The sequence below is a fragment of the Pseudomonas sp. 31-12 genome (assembly GCF_003151075.1).
In the GTDB taxonomy this organism is placed as follows: Bacteria; Pseudomonadota; Gammaproteobacteria; order Pseudomonadales; family Pseudomonadaceae; genus Aquipseudomonas.
Genome location: NZ_CP029482.1, coordinates 1 through 18,081 on the forward strand (window position 1 = coordinate 1; position 18,081 = coordinate 18,081).

The 18,081-nt window shown below is 60.4% G+C and carries 16 protein-coding genes; 6 read left to right on the forward strand and 10 right to left on the reverse strand.

The window, feature by feature from the left end; genetic code table 11:
- Together rep and DJ564_RS00010 are read left to right on the forward strand one after the other, a co-directional pair.
- On the forward strand, nucleotides 1–2,010 hold the full coding sequence (rep, locus tag DJ564_RS00005) for a DNA helicase Rep (RefSeq protein WP_109626691.1): 2,010 nt from the start codon (nucleotides 1–3) through the stop codon (nucleotides 2,008–2,010).
- An 84-nt stretch (nucleotides 2,011–2,094) separates the two neighbouring features.
- A complete protein-coding gene (locus DJ564_RS00010) occupies nucleotides 2,095–2,667 on the forward strand; it encodes a xanthine phosphoribosyltransferase (RefSeq protein ID WP_109626693.1) in 573 nt (190 codons plus the stop codon).
- A 128-nt stretch (nucleotides 2,668–2,795) separates the two neighbouring features.
- On the opposite strand, the gene DJ564_RS00015 is transcribed toward DJ564_RS00010, so the two are convergent.
- From DJ564_RS00015 to dadA, 6 genes are all read right to left on the reverse strand, one after another.
- Entirely contained in the window at nucleotides 2,796–4,718 is a 1,923-nt protein-coding gene (locus tag DJ564_RS00015; protein ID WP_109626695.1) for an acetyl-CoA hydrolase/transferase C-terminal domain-containing protein, read from the reverse strand.
- A gap of 135 nt (nucleotides 4,719–4,853) precedes the next feature.
- On the reverse strand, nucleotides 4,854–5,279 hold the full coding sequence (locus DJ564_RS00020; RefSeq protein ID WP_178082276.1) for a cytochrome c5 family protein: 426 nt from the start codon (nucleotides 5,277–5,279) through the stop codon (nucleotides 4,854–4,856).
- 170 nt (nucleotides 5,280–5,449) lie between these two features.
- On the reverse strand, nucleotides 5,450–5,998 hold the full coding sequence (locus tag DJ564_RS00025) for a cupin domain-containing protein (protein WP_007947433.1): 549 nt from the start codon (nucleotides 5,996–5,998) through the stop codon (nucleotides 5,450–5,452).
- 126 nt (nucleotides 5,999–6,124) lie between these two features.
- Nucleotides 6,125–7,198 (reverse strand): alanine racemase, encoded by a 1,074-nt coding sequence (alr, locus tag DJ564_RS00030; RefSeq protein ID WP_109626697.1) that lies wholly within the window; start codon nucleotides 7,196–7,198, stop codon nucleotides 6,125–6,127.
- Nucleotides 7,199–7,294: 96 nt separating this feature from the next.
- Nucleotides 7,295–7,648, reverse strand: a complete 354-nt coding sequence (locus DJ564_RS00035) for a RidA family protein (RefSeq protein WP_109626698.1) — start codon at nucleotides 7,646–7,648, stop codon at nucleotides 7,295–7,297.
- Nucleotides 7,620–8,924 carry a D-amino acid dehydrogenase gene (gene dadA, locus DJ564_RS00040; protein WP_109635905.1) on the reverse strand — a complete coding sequence of 435 codons (1,305 nt, stop codon included), beginning with the start codon at nucleotides 8,922–8,924 and terminating at the stop codon, nucleotides 7,620–7,622. The genes DJ564_RS00035 and dadA overlap by 29 nt, the downstream gene beginning before the upstream one ends.
- A gap of 157 nt (nucleotides 8,925–9,081) precedes the next feature.
- Between dadA and DJ564_RS00045 the strand changes: the two genes are divergently transcribed.
- Complete coding sequence (locus tag DJ564_RS00045) at nucleotides 9,082–9,570, forward strand: Lrp/AsnC ligand binding domain-containing protein (RefSeq protein ID WP_010465173.1); 489 nt, start codon at nucleotides 9,082–9,084, stop codon at nucleotides 9,568–9,570.
- 120 nt (nucleotides 9,571–9,690) lie between these two features.
- Here the strand turns inward: DJ564_RS00045 and DJ564_RS00050 are convergent, their stop codons facing one another.
- Nucleotides 9,691–10,044 (reverse strand): YkgJ family cysteine cluster protein, encoded by a 354-nt coding sequence (locus DJ564_RS00050; RefSeq protein ID WP_007947437.1) that lies wholly within the window; start codon nucleotides 10,042–10,044, stop codon nucleotides 9,691–9,693.
- 147 nt (nucleotides 10,045–10,191) lie between these two features.
- Here DJ564_RS00050 and DJ564_RS00055 point away from each other — a divergent pair, with 147 nt between their 5' ends.
- Entirely contained in the window at nucleotides 10,192–11,484 is a 1,293-nt protein-coding gene (locus DJ564_RS00055) for an FAD-binding oxidoreductase (RefSeq protein WP_109626700.1), read from the forward strand.
- A gap of 142 nt (nucleotides 11,485–11,626) precedes the next feature.
- Here the strand turns inward: DJ564_RS00055 and DJ564_RS00060 are convergent, their stop codons facing one another.
- Nucleotides 11,627–11,872, reverse strand: a complete 246-nt coding sequence (locus tag DJ564_RS00060; protein WP_109626702.1) for a DUF1127 domain-containing protein — start codon at nucleotides 11,870–11,872, stop codon at nucleotides 11,627–11,629.
- 179 nt (nucleotides 11,873–12,051) lie between these two features.
- Between DJ564_RS00060 and DJ564_RS00065 the strand changes: the two genes are divergently transcribed.
- Complete coding sequence (locus DJ564_RS00065; RefSeq protein WP_109626704.1) at nucleotides 12,052–13,485, forward strand: PLP-dependent aminotransferase family protein; 1,434 nt, start codon at nucleotides 12,052–12,054, stop codon at nucleotides 13,483–13,485.
- A gap of 60 nt (nucleotides 13,486–13,545) precedes the next feature.
- Nucleotides 13,546–15,114 (forward strand): phospholipase D family protein, encoded by a 1,569-nt coding sequence (locus tag DJ564_RS00070; protein WP_109626706.1) that lies wholly within the window; start codon nucleotides 13,546–13,548, stop codon nucleotides 15,112–15,114.
- Between the two features lie 74 nt (nucleotides 15,115–15,188).
- Here the strand turns inward: DJ564_RS00070 and DJ564_RS00075 are convergent, their stop codons facing one another.
- Both DJ564_RS00075 and DJ564_RS00080 read right to left on the reverse strand, forming a co-directional pair.
- On the reverse strand, nucleotides 15,189–16,334 hold the full coding sequence (locus DJ564_RS00075) for an MFS transporter (RefSeq protein ID WP_109626708.1): 1,146 nt from the start codon (nucleotides 16,332–16,334) through the stop codon (nucleotides 15,189–15,191).
- A gap of 190 nt (nucleotides 16,335–16,524) precedes the next feature.
- Entirely contained in the window at nucleotides 16,525–18,018 is a 1,494-nt protein-coding gene (locus DJ564_RS00080) for an aldehyde dehydrogenase (RefSeq protein WP_109626710.1), read from the reverse strand.
- Nucleotides 18,019–18,081: the final 63 nt, after the last annotated feature.

Genomic DNA, 18,081 nt, shown 5'->3' on the forward strand with positions numbered 1-18,081 from the left:
ATGTCCCGACTCAATCCCCGGCAGCAAGAAGCCGTGAGCTACGTCGGCGGCCCTCTTTTGGTGCTCGCCGGCGCAGGCTCCGGCAAGACCAGCGTGATCACCCGCAAAATTGCTCACCTGATCCAGAACTGCGGCATCCGCGCCCAGTACATCGTCGCCATGACCTTTACCAACAAGGCCGCGCGCGAGATGAAGGAACGAGTCGGCACCCTGCTCAAGGGCGGCGAAGGCCGTGGCCTGACGGTGTGCACGTTCCACAACCTGGGCTTGAACATCATCCGCAAGGAACATGTTCGCCTGGGCTACAAGCCGGGCTTCTCGATCTTTGACGAAACCGACGTCAAAGCCTTGATGACCGACATCATGCAGAAGGAATACTCGGGCGACGACGGCGTCGACGAGATCAAGAACATGATCGGCTCGTGGAAAAACGACCTGATCCTGCCGCCCGAAGCCCTGGAAAACGCGCGCAACCCCAAGGAACAGACCGCCGCCATCGTCTACACCCACTATCAGCGCACGCTCAAGGCGTTCAACGCGGTGGACTTCGACGACCTGATCCTGCTGCCGGTGAAGCTGTTCCAGGAACACGCCGACATCCTCGAAAAATGGCAGAACAAAGTCCGCTACCTGCTGGTGGACGAATACCAGGACACCAACGCCAGCCAGTATTTGCTGGTGAAGTTGCTGATCGGCACGCGCAACCAGTTCACCGTGGTGGGCGACGATGACCAGTCGATCTACGCCTGGCGTGGCGCCCGTCCGGAAAACCTGATGCTGCTCAAGGACGATTACCCGTCGCTGAAAGTGGTGATGCTCGAGCAAAACTACCGCTCCACCAGCCGCATCCTGCGCTGCGCCAACGTGCTGATCTCGAACAACCCGCACGAATTCGAGAAGCAGCTGTGGAGTGAGATGGGCCACGGCGACGAAATCCGCGTGATCCGTTGCCGCAACGAAGACGCCGAAGCCGAGCGCGTGGCCGTGGAACTGCTGACCCTGCACTTGCGCACGGACCGGCCGTACAGCGATTTCGCGATCCTGTATCGCGGTAACTACCAGGCCAAGCTGATCGAGCTGAAGCTGCAGCACCACCAGATTCCGTATCGTTTGTCCGGCGGCAACAGTTTCTTCGGACGTCAGGAAGTGAAAGACCTGATGGCCTACTTCCGCCTGATCGTGAACCCGGATGACGACAACGCCTTCCTGCGGGTGATCAACGTGCCACGCCGGGAAATCGGTTCGACCACCCTGGAGAAGCTGGGCAACTACGCTACCGGGCGCAAAATCTCGATGTACGCCGCCACCGACGAAATCGGCCTGGGCGAGCACCTGGACGCGCGCTTCACCGATCGCCTGTCGCGCTTCAAGCGCTTCATGGACAAGGTTCGCGAGCAGTGCGCCGGCGAAGACCCGATCTCGGCGCTGCGCAGCATGGTCATGGACATCGACTACGAGAACTGGCTCCGCACCAACAGCTCCAGTGACAAGGCCGCCGACTACCGCATGGGCAACGTGTGGTTCCTGATCGAGGCGTTGAAGAACACGCTGGAGAAGGACGAAGAAGGCGAGATGACCGTGGAGGACGCCATCGGCAAACTGGTCCTGCGTGACATGCTGGAACGTCAGCAGGAAGAGGAAGATGGCGCCGAAGGCGTGCAGATGATGACCTTGCACGCCTCCAAGGGTCTGGAATTTCCCTACGTGTTCATCATGGGCATGGAAGAGGAAATCCTCCCGCACCGCTCCAGCATCGAAGCCGACACCATCGAAGAAGAACGCCGCCTGGCCTACGTCGGGATTACCCGCGCACGTCAGACCCTGGCCTTCACCTTCGCCGCCAAGCGCAAGCAATACGGCGAGATCATCGATTGCGCACCGAGCCGATTCCTTGATGAGCTGCCGCCGGACGATCTGGCGTGGGAAGGCAATGACGACACCCCTGTTGAAGTCAAAGCCGTTCGCGGCAATACCGCATTGGCCGATATACGGGCGATGTTAAAGCGCTAGAATTGAGCACTTTTTAACCGAATATTTTTTTCCCAAGCATTTTTGACAAGCTAGGCGCGTACGGCGCCAGTAGAGGAACGCTTCATGGAAGCACTGCACCAGAAAATTCGCGAACAAGGCATCGTGCTTTCCGATCAGGTCCTGAAGGTCGACGCCTTTTTGAACCACCAGATCGACCCGGCCCTGATGAAGCTGATCGGCGATGAATTCGCTGCGTTGTTCAAGGACTCGGGCATCACCAAAATCGTTACGATCGAAGCCTCGGGCATCGCTCCGGCGATCATGACCGGCCTGAACCTCGGCGTACCGGTGATCTTCGCGCGCAAGCATCAGTCCCTGACCCTGACTGAAAACCTGCTGTCGGCGACCGTTTACTCGTTCACCAAACAGACCGAAAGCACCGTGGCGATCTCCCCGCGTCACCTGACCAGCAGCGACCGCGTGCTGATCATCGATGACTTCCTGGCCAACGGTAAGGCATCGCAAGCGCTGATCTCGATCATCAAACAGGCCGGCGCCACCGTGGCCGGTTTGGGGATCGTGATCGAGAAGTCGTTCCAGGGCGGCCGTGCGGAACTGGATGCCCAGGGTTATCGCGTGGAATCGTTGGCTCGGGTGCAGTCGCTGAAGGATGGCGTTGTCACCTTCATCGAATAACCCGCAGCACCGCATTTCCCCTGTGGGAGCCAGCCTGCTGGCGATGGCGTCATGTCAGTCAACATATTCATGACTGACAGACAGCCATCGCCAGCAGGCTGGCTCCCACAGTTGTTTTGTGGTGGGCGTTATTGCGCGGTGGCTTTGAGGCCGGTGAGCAACAACCGCTGAAACAAATCCTCTTTCAGCCCTTCCGGGTTGGTCAGCTGCATCCGCTCCAGATGCTCGGGAAATTCCGAAGCCTCAGGCGCATCCAGCGCAGCCTTGCCCAACTCCAGAATCTCCGTCAGCTTGAACTTGCTCTTCAACCAGTTCAGCGCCCGCAACAAGTCCCGCTCTTCAGCCGTGAAATCACACCCCAGCGGATACTCCGGAAACAACTTCGCATGCCGCGCCTGAATCGCCTGCAAGCGCTCCGGGGTGTTGTCGGCAAAACGTGGATCGATACGGAAACCCTTCGGCAACTTGCCAACGTTTTGCGCCTGCTCGATCAGGCCGGACTGGAACCGTGAGTCGCTGATATTCAGCAACGCTTCGATCACCGCCGCATCGGTCTTGCCGCGCAGATCGGCGATGCCGTATTCGGTGACTACAATGTCCCGCAAATGCCGCGGGATCGTGCAGTGGCCGTATTCCCAGACGATGTTCGAACTGACCTCACCGCCCGCCTCACGCCAACTGCGCAGCAGCAGCACCGACCGCGCGCCCTCCAGCGCATGGCCCTGGGCGACGAAGTTGTATTGCCCGCCGACACCGCTGAGTACACGCCCGCTCTCCAACTGATCGGCCACGCCGGCACCGAGCAGGGTCATGGTGATCACGGTGTTGATGAAGCGCGCATCCAGGCGCTGCAAGCGTTTGAGTTCTTCCTGACCGTAGAGCTCGTTGATATAGCTGATGCGGGTCATGTTGAATTCGAGCCGCTTGCTTTGCGGCAACTCACGAAGGCGCTCGTAGAAACTGCGCGGCCCGAGGAAAAACCCACCATGCACGCTGATGCCGTCGGTTTGCGCAGCTTCGTCGAGGGTGCCGGCATTCGCTTGTTGCTGGGTCGGCACGTCCGGGTAGACCTTGCGCCGAATGATCCCGGCGTCGGCCAGCACCAGCAGGCCGTTGACGAACATCTCGCTGCAACCGTAAAGGCCTTTGGCGAAGGGGTCGGTGCCGCCCTCGCGGTCGATCAACTGCGCCCACTGGCTCAGGTTGATCTCCGCCAGCAATGCCTTGTAACCGGCATTGTTGGCCTGGCGCGCCAGCAACGCTGCGGTCAAGGCATCGCCCATGGCACCAATGCCGATCTGCAAGGTGCCGCCGTCGCGCACCAGTGTGCTGGCGTGCAGGCCGATGAAGTGATCCTGGAAACCCACGGGCATGTTCGGCGTGGAGAACAGCGTGGTGTTGTCCTTCTCGTCGATTAAAAAGTCGAACGCGTCGATGCCGATTTCGGCGTCACCGGGCATGTAGGGCAAATCGTTGTGGACTTGGCCCACCAGCAGGATCGTCTCCCCCGCCTCCCGGCGCTTGGCGATCATCGGAAACAGGTCGAGGGTGATGTCCGGGTTGCAGCTCAGGCTCAGGCGATCCGGGTGCTCGGAATAGCTGGCCACCAGCTGTGCAACCAGGTTCAAACCGGCGGCGTTAATGTCCCGCGCGGCGTGGCTGTAGTTGCTGCTCACGTAATCCTGCTGGGCCGACGCGCTGTGGAGCAGGCTGCCGGGCTGCATGAAAAATTGCTGGATATGAATGTTCGCCGGCAGGCTGTCTTTGTGCAGGTCGGCAAGGAAATCCAGCTCCGGATAATCGCCAAAAACCCGCTCGATAAAGGGTTCGAGAAAGCGCTTTTGCAAACCGTCGCCCAAGGCAGGACGGCCCAGGCACAGGGCGGTGTAGATTGTCAGCTGCCGTTCGGGCAATTGCGCGATGCGCTGGAACAACGCGTTGACGAAGTGGTTGGGTTTGCCCAGGCCAAGGGGTAAGCCCATGTGAATATGCGCCGGCAACCGCGCCAATACGTCATCGACCGCTTGCTCGATAGAACACAGCTGCACCATCTGATCCTCCCTTACATTCCGTGATTTGGGGTTGGACCGAGCTTGCCGGGCCTTTACTGCAAAGAATAGTCCCCAAGGCAAATCGCAGGCACAAAAAAGCCGCTCGTAAGCGGCTTTTTCGCTGTAGATGAACGCTTATTTCAAGCCGGACATCTTCTCGATGGCGCCTTTGAGATCAGCGTCTGTGCAATCGGCACAGGTGCCTTTCGGTGGCATGGCATTGATGCCGGAGATCGCCTTGGCGAGCAGACCATCAACACCCCCCTCCTTCTTGGAACGCTCGCCCCAAGCGGCGGCATCACCGACTTTCGGTGCGCCCAACAGGCCGGTACCGTGGCAAGCGTTGCAATGTTTCGCAATCACGGAGTCAGGGGTCTTGGCATCACCGCCACCCGCCGAAGCAGCGACTTCCATGCCCTTGCACTCTTGCCCCGTCACACAGACCTGGCCGACGGGCTCAAGGCGTTTTGCAATATCGTCGTTGGTCGCAGCTTGAGCGCTGACAGCCCATAGGGCCAATACGGTTGCTGGTGCAGCCAGCATTTTCATAATTAGATTCACGCGTTCACCCTCAATGGTGGCTAGTCACGCCCACGGCCACGGTTCGCAGGCGGGCGCAAGTATAACGGTAAGCCCGCCGCACTGAAACAACCCCAAAGTCGAAGGGGTCTTGTTGTGCGGCGGAAAAACGCTTCGGGTGCCTCTGCCGTGCTGGCAGGACGCCTCTTCTCTTAGAAATTCGCGGGCGTGGCTGCGCTGATTAGTCGCGCCGGCGCATCGAACGGATTACGGAAACGGTGTGGCTTGGTACTTTCAAAGTAGTAGCTGTCGCCGGCTTCGAGCACAAAAGTTTCGAGCCCGACCACCAGTTCCAGTCGCCCTTCCACCAAAATGCCGGTTTCCTCGCCCTCATGGGTGAGCATCTCGTCACCGGTGTCGGCGCCAGGCGGGTAGATTTCATTGAGGAACGCGATAGCCCGGCTCGGGTGCGCCCGGCCGACCAGTTTCATGGTCACTGCGCCATCGGAAATATCGATCAGCTCGTTGGCTTTGTAGACGATCTGCGTCGGTTTTTCCTGCAGGATTTCTTCGGAAAAGAACTCGACCATGGACATGGGAATCCCGCCCAGTACCTTCCTCAGCGAACTGATCGAGGGACTGACGCTGTTCTTCTCGATCATGGAAATCGTGCTGTTGGTGACACCCGCGCGTTTGGCGAGCTCACGCTGGGAAAGACCTTTGAGCTTACGGATGGATTGCAGTCGTTCACCGACGTCCAAGCTTGCGCCTCCAAGATTCAGGTTGTAGAAATATTGAGCGTTATCATGGCGACAGCGTTCAGTATTTACAACACTTTGGCCTGAATCCTGTTCAGCCCGGCGACTTTCGGTACGGAGCGCTGACCGTTAACCCTCGGAATAGAGCTTTGGCACCCGGCGCAGGTTGCAGAAGATCTGATAGGGAATCGTGTCTGCGGCGGCCGCCACCTCGCTGGCGAGGATGTTCTTGCCCCACAACTCGACGGTCGAGCCCAGGCCGGCCTGCGGCACATCGGTCAGATCAATGCAGAGCATGTCCATCGACACGCGGCCGATCAACTGGCTAGGCTGCCCAGCGACCAATACTGGCGTGCCGGTTGGTGCCTGACGCGGGTAACCATCGGCATAACCCATGGCCACTACGCCCACACGCATCGGCTTGGGGGTGATGAATTTGGCGCCGTAGCCGATCGGCTCACCGGCCGGCAGTTCACGCACGCAAATCACTTTCGATTCCAGGGTCATCACCGGTTGCAGACGGGAAGCCACGGCGTTGGCTTCTTCAAACGGCGTGGCACCGTAGAGCATGATGCCCGGGCGCACCCAGTCGCTCGGAATCTGCGGCCAACCGAGTACCGCCGGCGAATTGCGCAGGCTGATCTCGGCCGACAAACCTTTGCGCGCCGCTTCAAACACCGCAACTTGCTCGGCGCTGGTCTGCTCGTGCAGCTCATCGGCCCGGGCGAAGTGGCTCATCAAGACAATCTTCGAGACTTTGCCGCTGGCCAGCAGCCGTTGATAGGCCGCCTGATAATCCTTTGGATGCAAGCCAACCCGGTGCATGCCCGAATCGAGCTTGAGCCAGACCGTGAGCGGCTTGCTCAACGCGGCGTTCTCGATGGCTTCGAGCTGCCACAACGAATGCACCACGCTCCAGAAATCATGCTCGACAATCAGCGACAGCTCATCAGCTTCGAAAAAACCTTCCAGCAACAACACCGGTGCACGAATGCCAGCGGCCCGCAGCTCCAAAGCCTCTTCGATACAGGCAACGGCAAACCCGTCCGCCTCGGCTTCCAGCGCCTGGGCGCAACGCACCGCGCCATGGCCGTAGGCATCGGCCTTGATCACGGCGAGGGCTTTGGCCCCCGTGACTTCACGGGCGATCTGGTAGTTGTGACGCAGGGCTTGAAGGTCGATCAGGGCACGGGCTGGACGCATGGCGGCAGACTTCTAGGCGGTCATGGGAATAAAAACCGGCGCTGGCTGACGGCGTGAACCGCCAACAGCACCGGGAGAGGGATCTTTCTGACAGGCTTACGGCAGAGCGGCTACAACCGACAGCTCAACCAGGATTTCCGGTTCGCACAGTTTCGACTCAACGGTTGCACGGGCCGGGGCGACGCCTTTTGGCAGCCACTTGTCCCACACCGCGTTCATGCCTTCGAAATGTGCGTCGATGTCTTTCAGGTAAATCGTCACCGACAGCAAACGGCTCTTGTCGGTGCCTGCCAGATCGAGCAAACGCTCGATGTTGGCCAAGGTTTCACGAGTCTGCTGTTCAATCCCGGCACTCATGTCGTCGCCGACTTGCCCTGCCAGATAGACGGTGCCGCTGTGGACAACGATCTGGCTCATGCGCTCATTGGTGAGCTGGCGCTGGATTGACATGTTTTGCGGACTCCTGGGTTTTGTTTCCATAGCGAGAAATATCGAGGCCTTCGGCGCTGATTTGCGGCGTTTTCTTCGCCATCAGGTCAGCCAGCAAACGACCGGAGCCGCAGGCCATGGTCCAGCCGAGTGTGCCGTGACCGGTGTTCAGGAACAGGTTCTTGAACGGCGTGGCGCCAACGATCGGCGTGCCGTCCGGGGTAGTCGGACGCAGACCGGTCCAGAAACTCGCCTGGGCCAGATCGCCGCCCTGAGGATAAAGGTCGTTGACGATCATCTCCAGGGTTTCGCGCCGACGCGGGTTCAGCGACAAGTCAAAACCGGCTATCTCAGCCATGCCGCCGACGCGGATGCGGTTGTCGAAACGGGTGATCGCGACCTTGTAGGTCTCGTCGAGAATGGTCGACGTCGGGGCCATCGCCGGGTTGGTGATCGGCACGGTCAGGGAGTAACCCTTGAGCGGATACACCGGGGCCTTGATGCCCAGCGGCTTGAGCAGTTGCGGCGAGTAGCTGCCGAGTGCCAGGACGTAGCGGTCAGCGGTTTCCAGCTTGCCGTCGATCCACACACCGTTGATGCGATCACCGGCGAAGTCGAGTTTCTGAATGTCTTGACCGAAGCGGAATTCCACGCCCAGTTTCACGGCCATTTCAGCCAGTCGAACGGTGAACATCTGGCAGTCGCCGGTCTGGTCGTTCGGCAGGCGCAAGGCACCGGCGAGGATATCGGTGACGTTGGCCAGGGCCGGCTCAACACGGGCAATGCCGGCGCGGTCGAGCAGTTCGAACGGTACGCCGGACTCTTTCAATACGGAAATGTCTTTCGCGGCGCCATCCAGTTGAGCCTGGGTGCGGAACAGTTGCGTAGTACCGAGGCTGCGGCCTTCGTAAGCAATACCGGTTTCGGCGCGCAATTCGTCGAGGCAGTCACGGCTGTACTCGGACAGACGGACCATGCGTTCCTTGTTCACCGCGTAACGGCTGGCGGTGCAGTTGCGCAGCATCTGCGCCATCCACAGGTATTGGTCGATGTCGGCGGTGGCCTTGATCGCCAGCGGTGCATGGCGCTGCAACAGCCACTTGATGGCTTTCAGCGGCACGCCCGGCGCGGCCCACGGCGAGGCATAACCCGGCGATACCTGCCCGGCGTTGGCGAAACTGGTCTCCATGGCAGCGGCTGGCTGACGGTCAACCACCACCACTTCGAACCCGGCACGCGCCAGATAATAAGCACTGGTGGTACCGATGACGCCGCTACCCAAGACCATAACGCGCATTTTCATATCCCTCATCGCGGCTTGCCGCTGACGTTCGTAGTTGTAGAGCATTGATGTGCGCAGTGTAAAAAAGATTAGGCAGTGCTTTTCACTATATAACTGCCTATATTTGGCGAGAATTCTCGGCAAAAACCCTTTTCACGGAGGCGCATCCCCTATGCGTACCAACACTCAAACCAAACGTGAGCTGGACAAGATTGACCGCAACATCCTGCGGATCCTGCAAGCGGACGGGCGCATCTCTTTCACCGAGCTTGGGGAAAAGGTCGGGCTCTCGACCACGCCGTGTACCGAGCGGGTCCGGCGGCTGGAGCGCGAAGGGATCATCATGGGCTACAACGCCCGCCTCAATCCGCAGCACCTCAAGGGTAGTCTCCTGGTGTTCGTCGAGATCAGTCTCGACTACAAATCCGGCGATACTTTTGAAGAGTTCCGACGTGCGGTGCTGAAACTGCCCCACGTGCTGGAGTGCCATTTGGTGTCAGGGGATTTCGACTACCTGGTGAAGGCGCGGATTTCCGAGATGGCGTCGTACCGCAAGTTGCTGGGCGACATTTTGCTCAAGTTGCCGCATGTGCGCGAATCCAAGAGCTATATCGTGATGGAAGAGGTGAAGGAGAGTTTGTGCCTGCCAATTCCGGATTGAGGCTTTGTGGTGTCTGTTCAGACCCCATCGCTAGCAGGCTAGCTCCCACAGTTGATCTTCGGCGGACATAGATTCAGTGGGAGCTAGCCTGCTAGCGATTACAGGCGACTCGGTCTTCCCTCAGACGAGGACCTGCCGAGTAGAAGCCATGTACTCATGAATCTGCTTCTCCACCCGCGGATGGATCAGCTCCACCGGCCCCCGACCGTTCGGGCACGGCAAGGTCTTGGTGGTGCCAAACAGCCGACAGATCAGCGGCCGCTCGTCATACACCGTGCAGCCGTTGGGCCCCAAGTGCACACAGTTGAGTTCATCCATCGCCGCGTCCTGCTCGGCGCGGGTCTTGCGCGGCAGGCGGGACATTTCTTCCGGCGAGGTGGTCACCGGCCCACAGCAGTCATGGCAGCCGGGCACGCACTCGAACGAGGGGATCTGCTGGCGCAGCGTGCGGATTTTCTGACTGTTGCAGCTCATCGAAGCGGTAACCAAAAGCGGAATAGACCGGGAGTCTGACGCAAAAGCCGCGATCCAGACAGCATCAACCGACCAATGTTGCCGCTGCCGGAAGGTCCGGCTTATGCTCCGTCACATTTTCCAGACACATGAATCAGGGACGCTCACATGAATGCCCGTGCCCAGCACACCGCCTCTTACTACGCCGCCAGCAGCCTGTCGCAGCCTGATCATCCGGTGTTGCAAGGCGACTTGGTGGCGGACGTGTGCGTGGTCGGCGGCGGGTTTTCCGGGCTGAACTCGGCGCTCGAACTGGCAGAACGTGGCTTCAGCGTGGTGCTGCTGGAAGCGCACAAGATCGGCTGGGGCGCCAGCGGACGCAATGGCGGGCAGTTGATTCGCGGCGTCGGCCATGGCCTCGATCAGTTCGCCAATGCGATCGGCACCGACGGCGTGCGCCAGATGAAACTCATGGGCCTGGAAGCCGTGGAAATCGTCCGTCAGCGCGTCGAGCGTTTTCAGATCCCTTGCGACCTGACCTGGGGTTACTGCGACCTGGCAAACAAGCCCCGCGACCTCGAAGGCTTTGCCGAAGACGCCGAAGAGCTGCGCGGCCTCGGCTACCGCTACGAAACCCGGCTGCTGCAAGCTAATGAAATGCACACGGTGGTGGGTTCGGACCGCTACGTCGGCGGCCTGATCGACATGGGTTCGGGCCATCTTCACCCGCTTAACCTGGCACTGGGCGAAGCGGCCGCCGCGCTGCAGCTGGGCGCGAAGCTGTTCGAGCACTCGGCGGTGACCCGCATCGACTACGGCCCCGAAGTCACCGTCCATACCGCCCAAGGCTCGGTTCGCGCCAAGACGCTGGTGCTGGGCTGCAACGCCTACCTCAACGAACTCAACCCCGAACTCAGCGGCAAAGTGCTGCCCGCCGGCAGCTACATCATTGCCACCGAGCCCTTGAGTGAAGAATTGGCGCACTCACTACTGCCGCAGAACATGGCGGTCTGCGATCAACGGGTGGCGCTGGATTACTACCGGCTCTCGGCGGATCGACGTTTGCTGTTTGGCGGTGCTTGCCATTATTCAGGCCGCGATCCGAAGGACATCGGTGCGTACATGCGGCCGAAGATGCTGGAAGTCTTCCCGCAACTGGGCGGGGTCAAGATCGACTATCAATGGGGCGGGATGATCGGCATCGGCGCCAATCGACTGCCGCAGATCGGCCGGCTCAAGGACCAGCCGAATGTGTATTACGCCCAGGCTTACTCGGGCCATGGGGTGAATGCCACGCATTTGGCGGGCAAGTTGTTGGCTGAGGCTATTAGTGGTCAGCAGGGAGGAGGGTTTGATCTGTTTGCCAAGGTGCCGCATATCACCTTCCCGGGCGGCAAGCATTTGCGTTCGCCGTTGCTGGCGTTGGGGATGTTGTGGCATCGGCTTAAAGAGTTGGTCTGAAGGATTTCAGTGCCTGTACCGACGCCTTCGCGGGCAAGCCCGCTCCCACAGGGTTAGGTGGTGAACGCAAATTTTGTGAACAACACCAACCCTTGTGGGAGCGGGCTTGCCCGCGAAGACAGCCGCAAGAACACCGCAAAACTCAGATCCGCCAGAATGGCTTGAGCCCCTCCTCCCGCGCCTGCTCCCGACTCAAACCGACATCCCTCAGTTGCTCCGGCGTGAGCGTCAGCAACGCCTTGCGCGTGTGCAGACGATGCCAGAACAGGCCCCAGCGACTCAGGCCGGACGGCGCGTTGCGCATGACCGCCTCGCGTGCACCGTTTATTTGCCCTGCCGCCAGTTCCTGACTGTGAATCGTCAGCCGCACATCACTCAAGCCGTTCATTTTGATTACTCCTGTTTACTTGGGTAGCCAGAGCTTTCATGATGCGCGGACGGCGAAAAGCATTACAGATTCAACAAGTCTGTATTAACTCCATACAGATTTACCGATTTAGCGTCTGAATCGTATATTTTCACTCGATCTGTATTGGTTAACCGAATCACCCACACCGAGACTGCGCCATGACCCTTTACGTCAACCTCGCCGAATTGCTCGGCACACGTATTGAACAGGGCTTCTATCGCCCCGGTGACCGGCTGCCGTCGGTGCGGGCGTTGAGTGTCGAGCACGGGGTCAGCCTGAGCACGGTGCAGCAAGCGTATCGAGTGCTGGAAGACAGTGGGCTGGCAACCCCGAAACCCAAATCCGGCTACTTCGTACCGGTGGGTCGCGAACTGCCGGAGCTGCCGGCCATCGGCCGCCCGGCCCAGCGCCCGGTGGATATTTCGCAGTGGGATCAGGTGCTGGAATTGATTCGCGCGGTCCCGCGCAAAGACGTCGTGCAACTGGGCCGCGGCATGCCGGACATCACCACGCCGACCATGAAACCGCTGCTGCGCAACCTCGCGCGAATCAGCCGTCGACAGGACATGCCCGGTCTGTATTACGACAACATCTACGGCACCCTCGAACTGCGCGAACAGATCGCCCGCCTGATGCTCGATTCCGGCTGCCAGTTGACGGCCCACGACCTGGTGGTGACCACCGGTTGCCACGAAGCGCTGTCCACCAGTATTCGCGCCATCTGCGATCCGGGGGATATCGTGGCGGTGGACTCGCCGAGCTTTCACGGCGCCATGCAGACCCTCAAGGGGCTGGGCATGAAAGCCCTGGAAATCCCTACCGACCCAATCACCGGGATTAGCCTCGATGCCCTTGAACTGGCCCTGGAGCAGTGGCCAATCAAGGCCATACAGTTGACGCCCAACTGCAACAACCCGCTGGGCTACATCATGCCGGAATCGCGTAAACGCGCGTTGTTGACGCTTGCACAGCGGTTCGACGTGGCGATTGTCGAAGACGATGTGTATGGCGAGCTTTCCTACAGCTACCCGCGCCCGCGCACGATCAAATCCTTCGACGAAGACGGCCGTGTCCTGCTGTGCAGTTCGTTTTCCAAGACCCTGGCGCCTGGCTTGCGTATTGGTTGGGTTGCACCCGGCCGGTATCTGGAGCGGGTGCTGCACATGAAATACATCAGCACCGGCTCCACGGCACCACAACCGCAGATCGCGATCGCCGAATTTCTCAAGGCCGGGCATTTCGAACCGCATTTGCGGCGAATGCGCACGCAATACCAGCGCAATCGCGACCTGATGATCGACTGGGTCACGCGCTACTTCCCCGCCGGCACCCGCGCCAGTCGCCCGCAAGGCAGCTTCATGTTGTGGGTTGAACTGCCGGACGGCTTCGACACCCTGAAACTGAATCGTGCCCTGCACGATCAGGGCGTACAGATTGCCGTCGGCAGCATCTTTTCCGCCTCGGGCAAATACCGCAATTGCTTGCGGATGAACTACGCTGCCAAGCCAACACCGCAGATCGAAGAGGCTGTGCGCAAGGTCGGCGCCGCGGCGATCAAACTGCTGGCGGAAACGGATTACATCACTGACTGACCTTTCTCAGGAATCCAGCGTCCATATGCCGACATTTTCCGCCAATCGGAACGATCCCACGTGAGAGTCAGACAGCCCCTGCTCGCTCTTCTGCTACTCGCCTCGTTCCTGGGCGGTTGCGCCAGCTTCGATGTTCAGCGCGAACCGAGCCAGGCGCTGCCCGCCAGCGATTCGGCATTCGGTCGTTCAATCCAGGCCCAGGCCGCACCCCATGAGGGCCGGTCCGGCTTTCGTTTGCTGTCCAATAGCAGCGAAGCCTTCATGGCCCGCGCCGAGCTGATCCGCAACGCCCAAAGCAGCCTCGACTTGCAGTACTACATCGTGCACGACGGCATCAGCACGCGGATGCTGGTGGACGAATTGCTCAAGGCCGCCGACCGCGGCGTGCGCGTGAGAATCCTGCTTGATGACACCACCAGCGACGGCCTGGACTGGATCATCGCAACCCTCGCCGCGCATCCGCAAATTCAGATCCGCCTGTTCAACCCACTGCACCTGGGCCGCGCCACGGGCGTGACGCGCACCATGGGCCGCTTGTTCAACCTGTCGTTGCAACACCGACGCATGCACAACAAGCTGTGGCTGGCAGACAACAGCGCGGCCATCGTCGGCGGTCGCAACCTCGGCGACGAATACTTCGATGCCGAGCCCAACCTGAATTTCACTGACATCGACATGCTCGGCGTCGGGCCAGTGGCCGAGCAGCTTGGCCATAGCTTCGATCAGTACTGGAACAGCGCGCTGAGCAAACCGATCGACGAATTCCTGTCGAGCAGACCGACGCAAAAGGACCTGCAAAATACCCGCACGCGTCTGGAAGAATCGTTGGAAGAGACCCGCAAGCAGAATCATGCGCTGTATCAGCAGTTGATGACTTACACCACAAAACCACGCATGGACATCTGGCGCCGGGAGCTGATCTGGGCGTGGAACCAGGCGTTGTGGGATGCACCGAGCAAGGTCTTGTCGGACGGCGAGCCTGACCCGCACTTGCTGCTGACCACGCAACTGGCGCCTGAACTGACGGGCGTCAGCAAAGAATTGATCATGATCTCGGCTTACTTCGTACCGGGTCAGCCGGGGCTGGTGTACCTCACCGGCCGGGCCGACGCCGGGGTGTCGGTACACTTGTTGACCAACTCGCTGGAAGCCACGGATGTGCCGGCCGTGCACGGCGGTTATGCGCCTTATCGCCGGGCGCTGCTGGAACATGGTGTGAAGCTGTACGAACTGCGCCGCCAGCCCGGCGAAGGTGGCGGCAGCGGGCCGCATATTTTTTACAGCAAGTCCTTCCGGGGTTCTGATTCCAGTTTGCACAGCAAGGCGATGATCTTCGACCAGCAGAAATCCTTCATCGGCTCGTTCAACTTCGACCCGCGCTCGGTGCTGTGGAACACCGAAGTCGGGGTGCTGGTGGACAGCCCCGAACTTGCCGCGCATGTGCGCAAAGCGGCCATGGAAGGTATGGCGCCGACCTTGAGTTATCAGGTGAAACTGGAAAATGACCGGATCGTCTGGCAGACCGAAGACAACGGCAAAATGCACACGCTGACCAAGGAACCAGGAAGCTTGTGGCGCCGCTTCAATTCCTGGTTCAGCACGGCGGTCGGGCTGGAGCGGATGCTCTGACCGACGATGAACACCCCTGTGGGAGCGGGCTTGCTCGCTCCCACAGGGGTATGTGATTGGTTGGCAGTTTGGGTTTAGGCAGGCTCGACCACCGTGCCAAACGCGCCTTGACGCATCAGCAAAATCACCAACCCAAACGCCCCCGCCGCCATCAGCAACGGCAACGCATGCCCGCTGATCCACTGGCTGCCAGCACCGGCGGCCAACGGCCCGATCAGACAACCGATGCCCCACAGCTGCGCAATGTGCGCGTTGGCCCGCACCAGCGCATCGTCGCGATAGCGTTCGCCGATCAGGATCAGCGACAAGGTGAACAATCCCCCGGCGCTGGCGCCGAACAGCACCCACAACGGCCAGATCAGCAACGTGTCGATGAGCAACGGAATCGCCAGGCTCGAGACCAGCAACACCACCGCACAACCGGTGAACAGCGTGCGACGCGACAAACGATCCGCCAGCGCACCAATCGGCAGCTGCAGCAAGGCATCCCCCACCACCACGGTGCTGACCATTGCCAGCGCGATGTCTGTGCTGAAGCCCTGACGCAGGCAATACACCGGCAACAAGGTCAGGATCATCGCTTCAAACGCCGCGAACAACGACACCGCCCAGGCAATCGCCGGCAGACCTCGGCAAAAGCCCCACAAGTCGCTGAAGGTCACGCTGCAGGCTTCGCTGGTCGGTGCGCCGCTGCGGCCCAGCAACAGGAACGGCGCCGCCGTCAGCAAGCCGACGCCGACCCAGAAGCCGTAATCGTGTTCGGTGCCCAGAACCCCCAGCAGCAACGGCCCGGCGAGCTGACTCAGCGCATAACTGCTGCCGTACAGCGCCACCAATCGCCCGCGCCATTGTTCGACCACCAACTGGTTGATCCAGCTTTCGCCGAGGATGAAGACCAGGGTCAGGATCACCCCGATCATCAGGCGCAACAGCAGCCAGATCGGGTAACTCGGTAACAGCGCCAGCAAGCCGATGGACACCGCCCCGGCCCACAGGCACAGACGCATCAGATTGGCCGTGCCAAGGCGCGAGGCCAGATGGCTGGAGATCTTCGCCCCCAGCAATACGCCAATCGCCGGCATGGCGGCCATCACGCCGATGGCGAACGAACCGTAACCCCAGCCTTCCAGGCGAAACGACACCAGCGGCATGCTGACACCCAGGGCCAGGCCGACACTCAAGACAGACGCCAACACGGCGAAATAAGTCGCCCAACGCATTGCCCACGCTCCTGTGGATATTTTTTTTCACAGACGACACAAAACAAATGTGGGAGCGGGCTTGCTCGCGAAGAGGCCATCACATCCAACATCATCGTTGGCTGTTACGGCGCCTTCGCGAGCAAGCCCGCTCCCACAGGGGATCTGCGTCGCTCAGGAGCCCGGTTGATTGCCGGACTCCTTCACTGACTTACAACTTGATCCAGGTCGCCTTCAGCTCGGTGTACTTGTCGAACGCATGCAGCGACTTGTCGCGACCGTTGCCGGACTGCTTGAAGCCACCGAACGGTGCGGTCATGTCGCCGCCATCGTATTGATTGACCCAAACGCTACCGGCACGCAACGCGCGGGCGGTCAGGTGCGCCTTGGAGATGTCCTTGGTCCACACCGCTGCGGCCAGGCCGTAAGGCGTGTCGTTGGCAATCGCAACGGCCTCTTCGGCGGTGTCGAAAGTGATGACCGACAGCACTGGGCCAAAGATCTCTTCCTGAGCGATTTTCATCGCGTTGGTCACGCCGTCGAAAATCGTTGGCTCAACGTAGGTGCCACCGGATTCCTGCAGCGTACGCTTGCCGCCAGCCACCAGTTTGGCGCCATCGCTATGGCCGGATTCGATGTAGGACAGCACGGTGTTCATCTGCTGGGTATCCACCAGCGCGCCGACGTTGGTCGCCGGGTCCAGCGGGTTGCCCGGCTTCCAGGTTTTCAACGCTTCGATCACCAGCGGCAGGAAGGTGTCCTTGATCGAACGCTCGACCAGCAGACGCGAACCGGCGGTGCAGACTTCGCCCTGGTTGAAAGCGATGGCACCGGCCGCCGCTTCGGCTGCGGCTTGCAGGTCCGGGGCATCGGCGAACACGATGTTCGGGCTCTTGCCGCCGGCTTCAAGCCAGACGCGCTTCATGTTCGATTCGCCCGAGTAGATCAGCAATTGCTTGGCGATCTTGGTCGAACCGGTGAACACCAGGGTGTCCACGTCGTTGTGCAGGGCCAGGGCCTTGCCGACGGTGTGACCGTAACCCGGCAGCACGTTCAGCACACCTTTCGGGATGCCGGCTTCAACGGCCAGCGCAGCGATGCGGATGGCGGTCAGCGGGGATTTTTCGGACGGTTTGAGAATCACCGAGTTACCGGTGGACAGCGCCGGGCCGAGTTTCCAGCAGGCCATCATCAACGGGAAGTTCCACGGCACGATGGCGCCGACGACGCCAACCGGCTCGCGGGTCACCAGACCCAGCTGATCGTGCGGGGTGGCCGCGACTTCGTCGTAGATTTTGTCGATGGCTTCACCGCTCCAGCTCAGGGCTTGCGCCGCGCCGGGAACGTCGATGTACAGGGAATCGCTGATCGGCTTGCCCATGTCCAGGGTTTCAAGCAGGGCCAGCTCCTCGGCGTGCTGCTTGAGCAGGCCGGCGAAACGGATCATGGTGGCTTTGCGTTTGGTCGGCGCCAGGCGCGACCAGATGCCGGAATTGAACGTGGTACGGGCGTTTTCAACAGCGCGTTGGGCGTCGGCGGCGTCACAGCTGGCGATCTTGCCCAGCAGACGGCCATCGACCGGGCTGATGCACTCGAAGGTCTCGGCGGAGACGGCATCGGTGTATTCGCCATTGATGTAGGCGCGGCCTTCGATCTTCAGATCGAGAGCCCGTTGCTCCCAATCGGCACGAGTCAGGGTGGTCATTCGAGTGTCCTCCTCTTGGTGAATACGAGCGCCCTGCGGTCTTCGCGGGCGCTGTCAGGAATT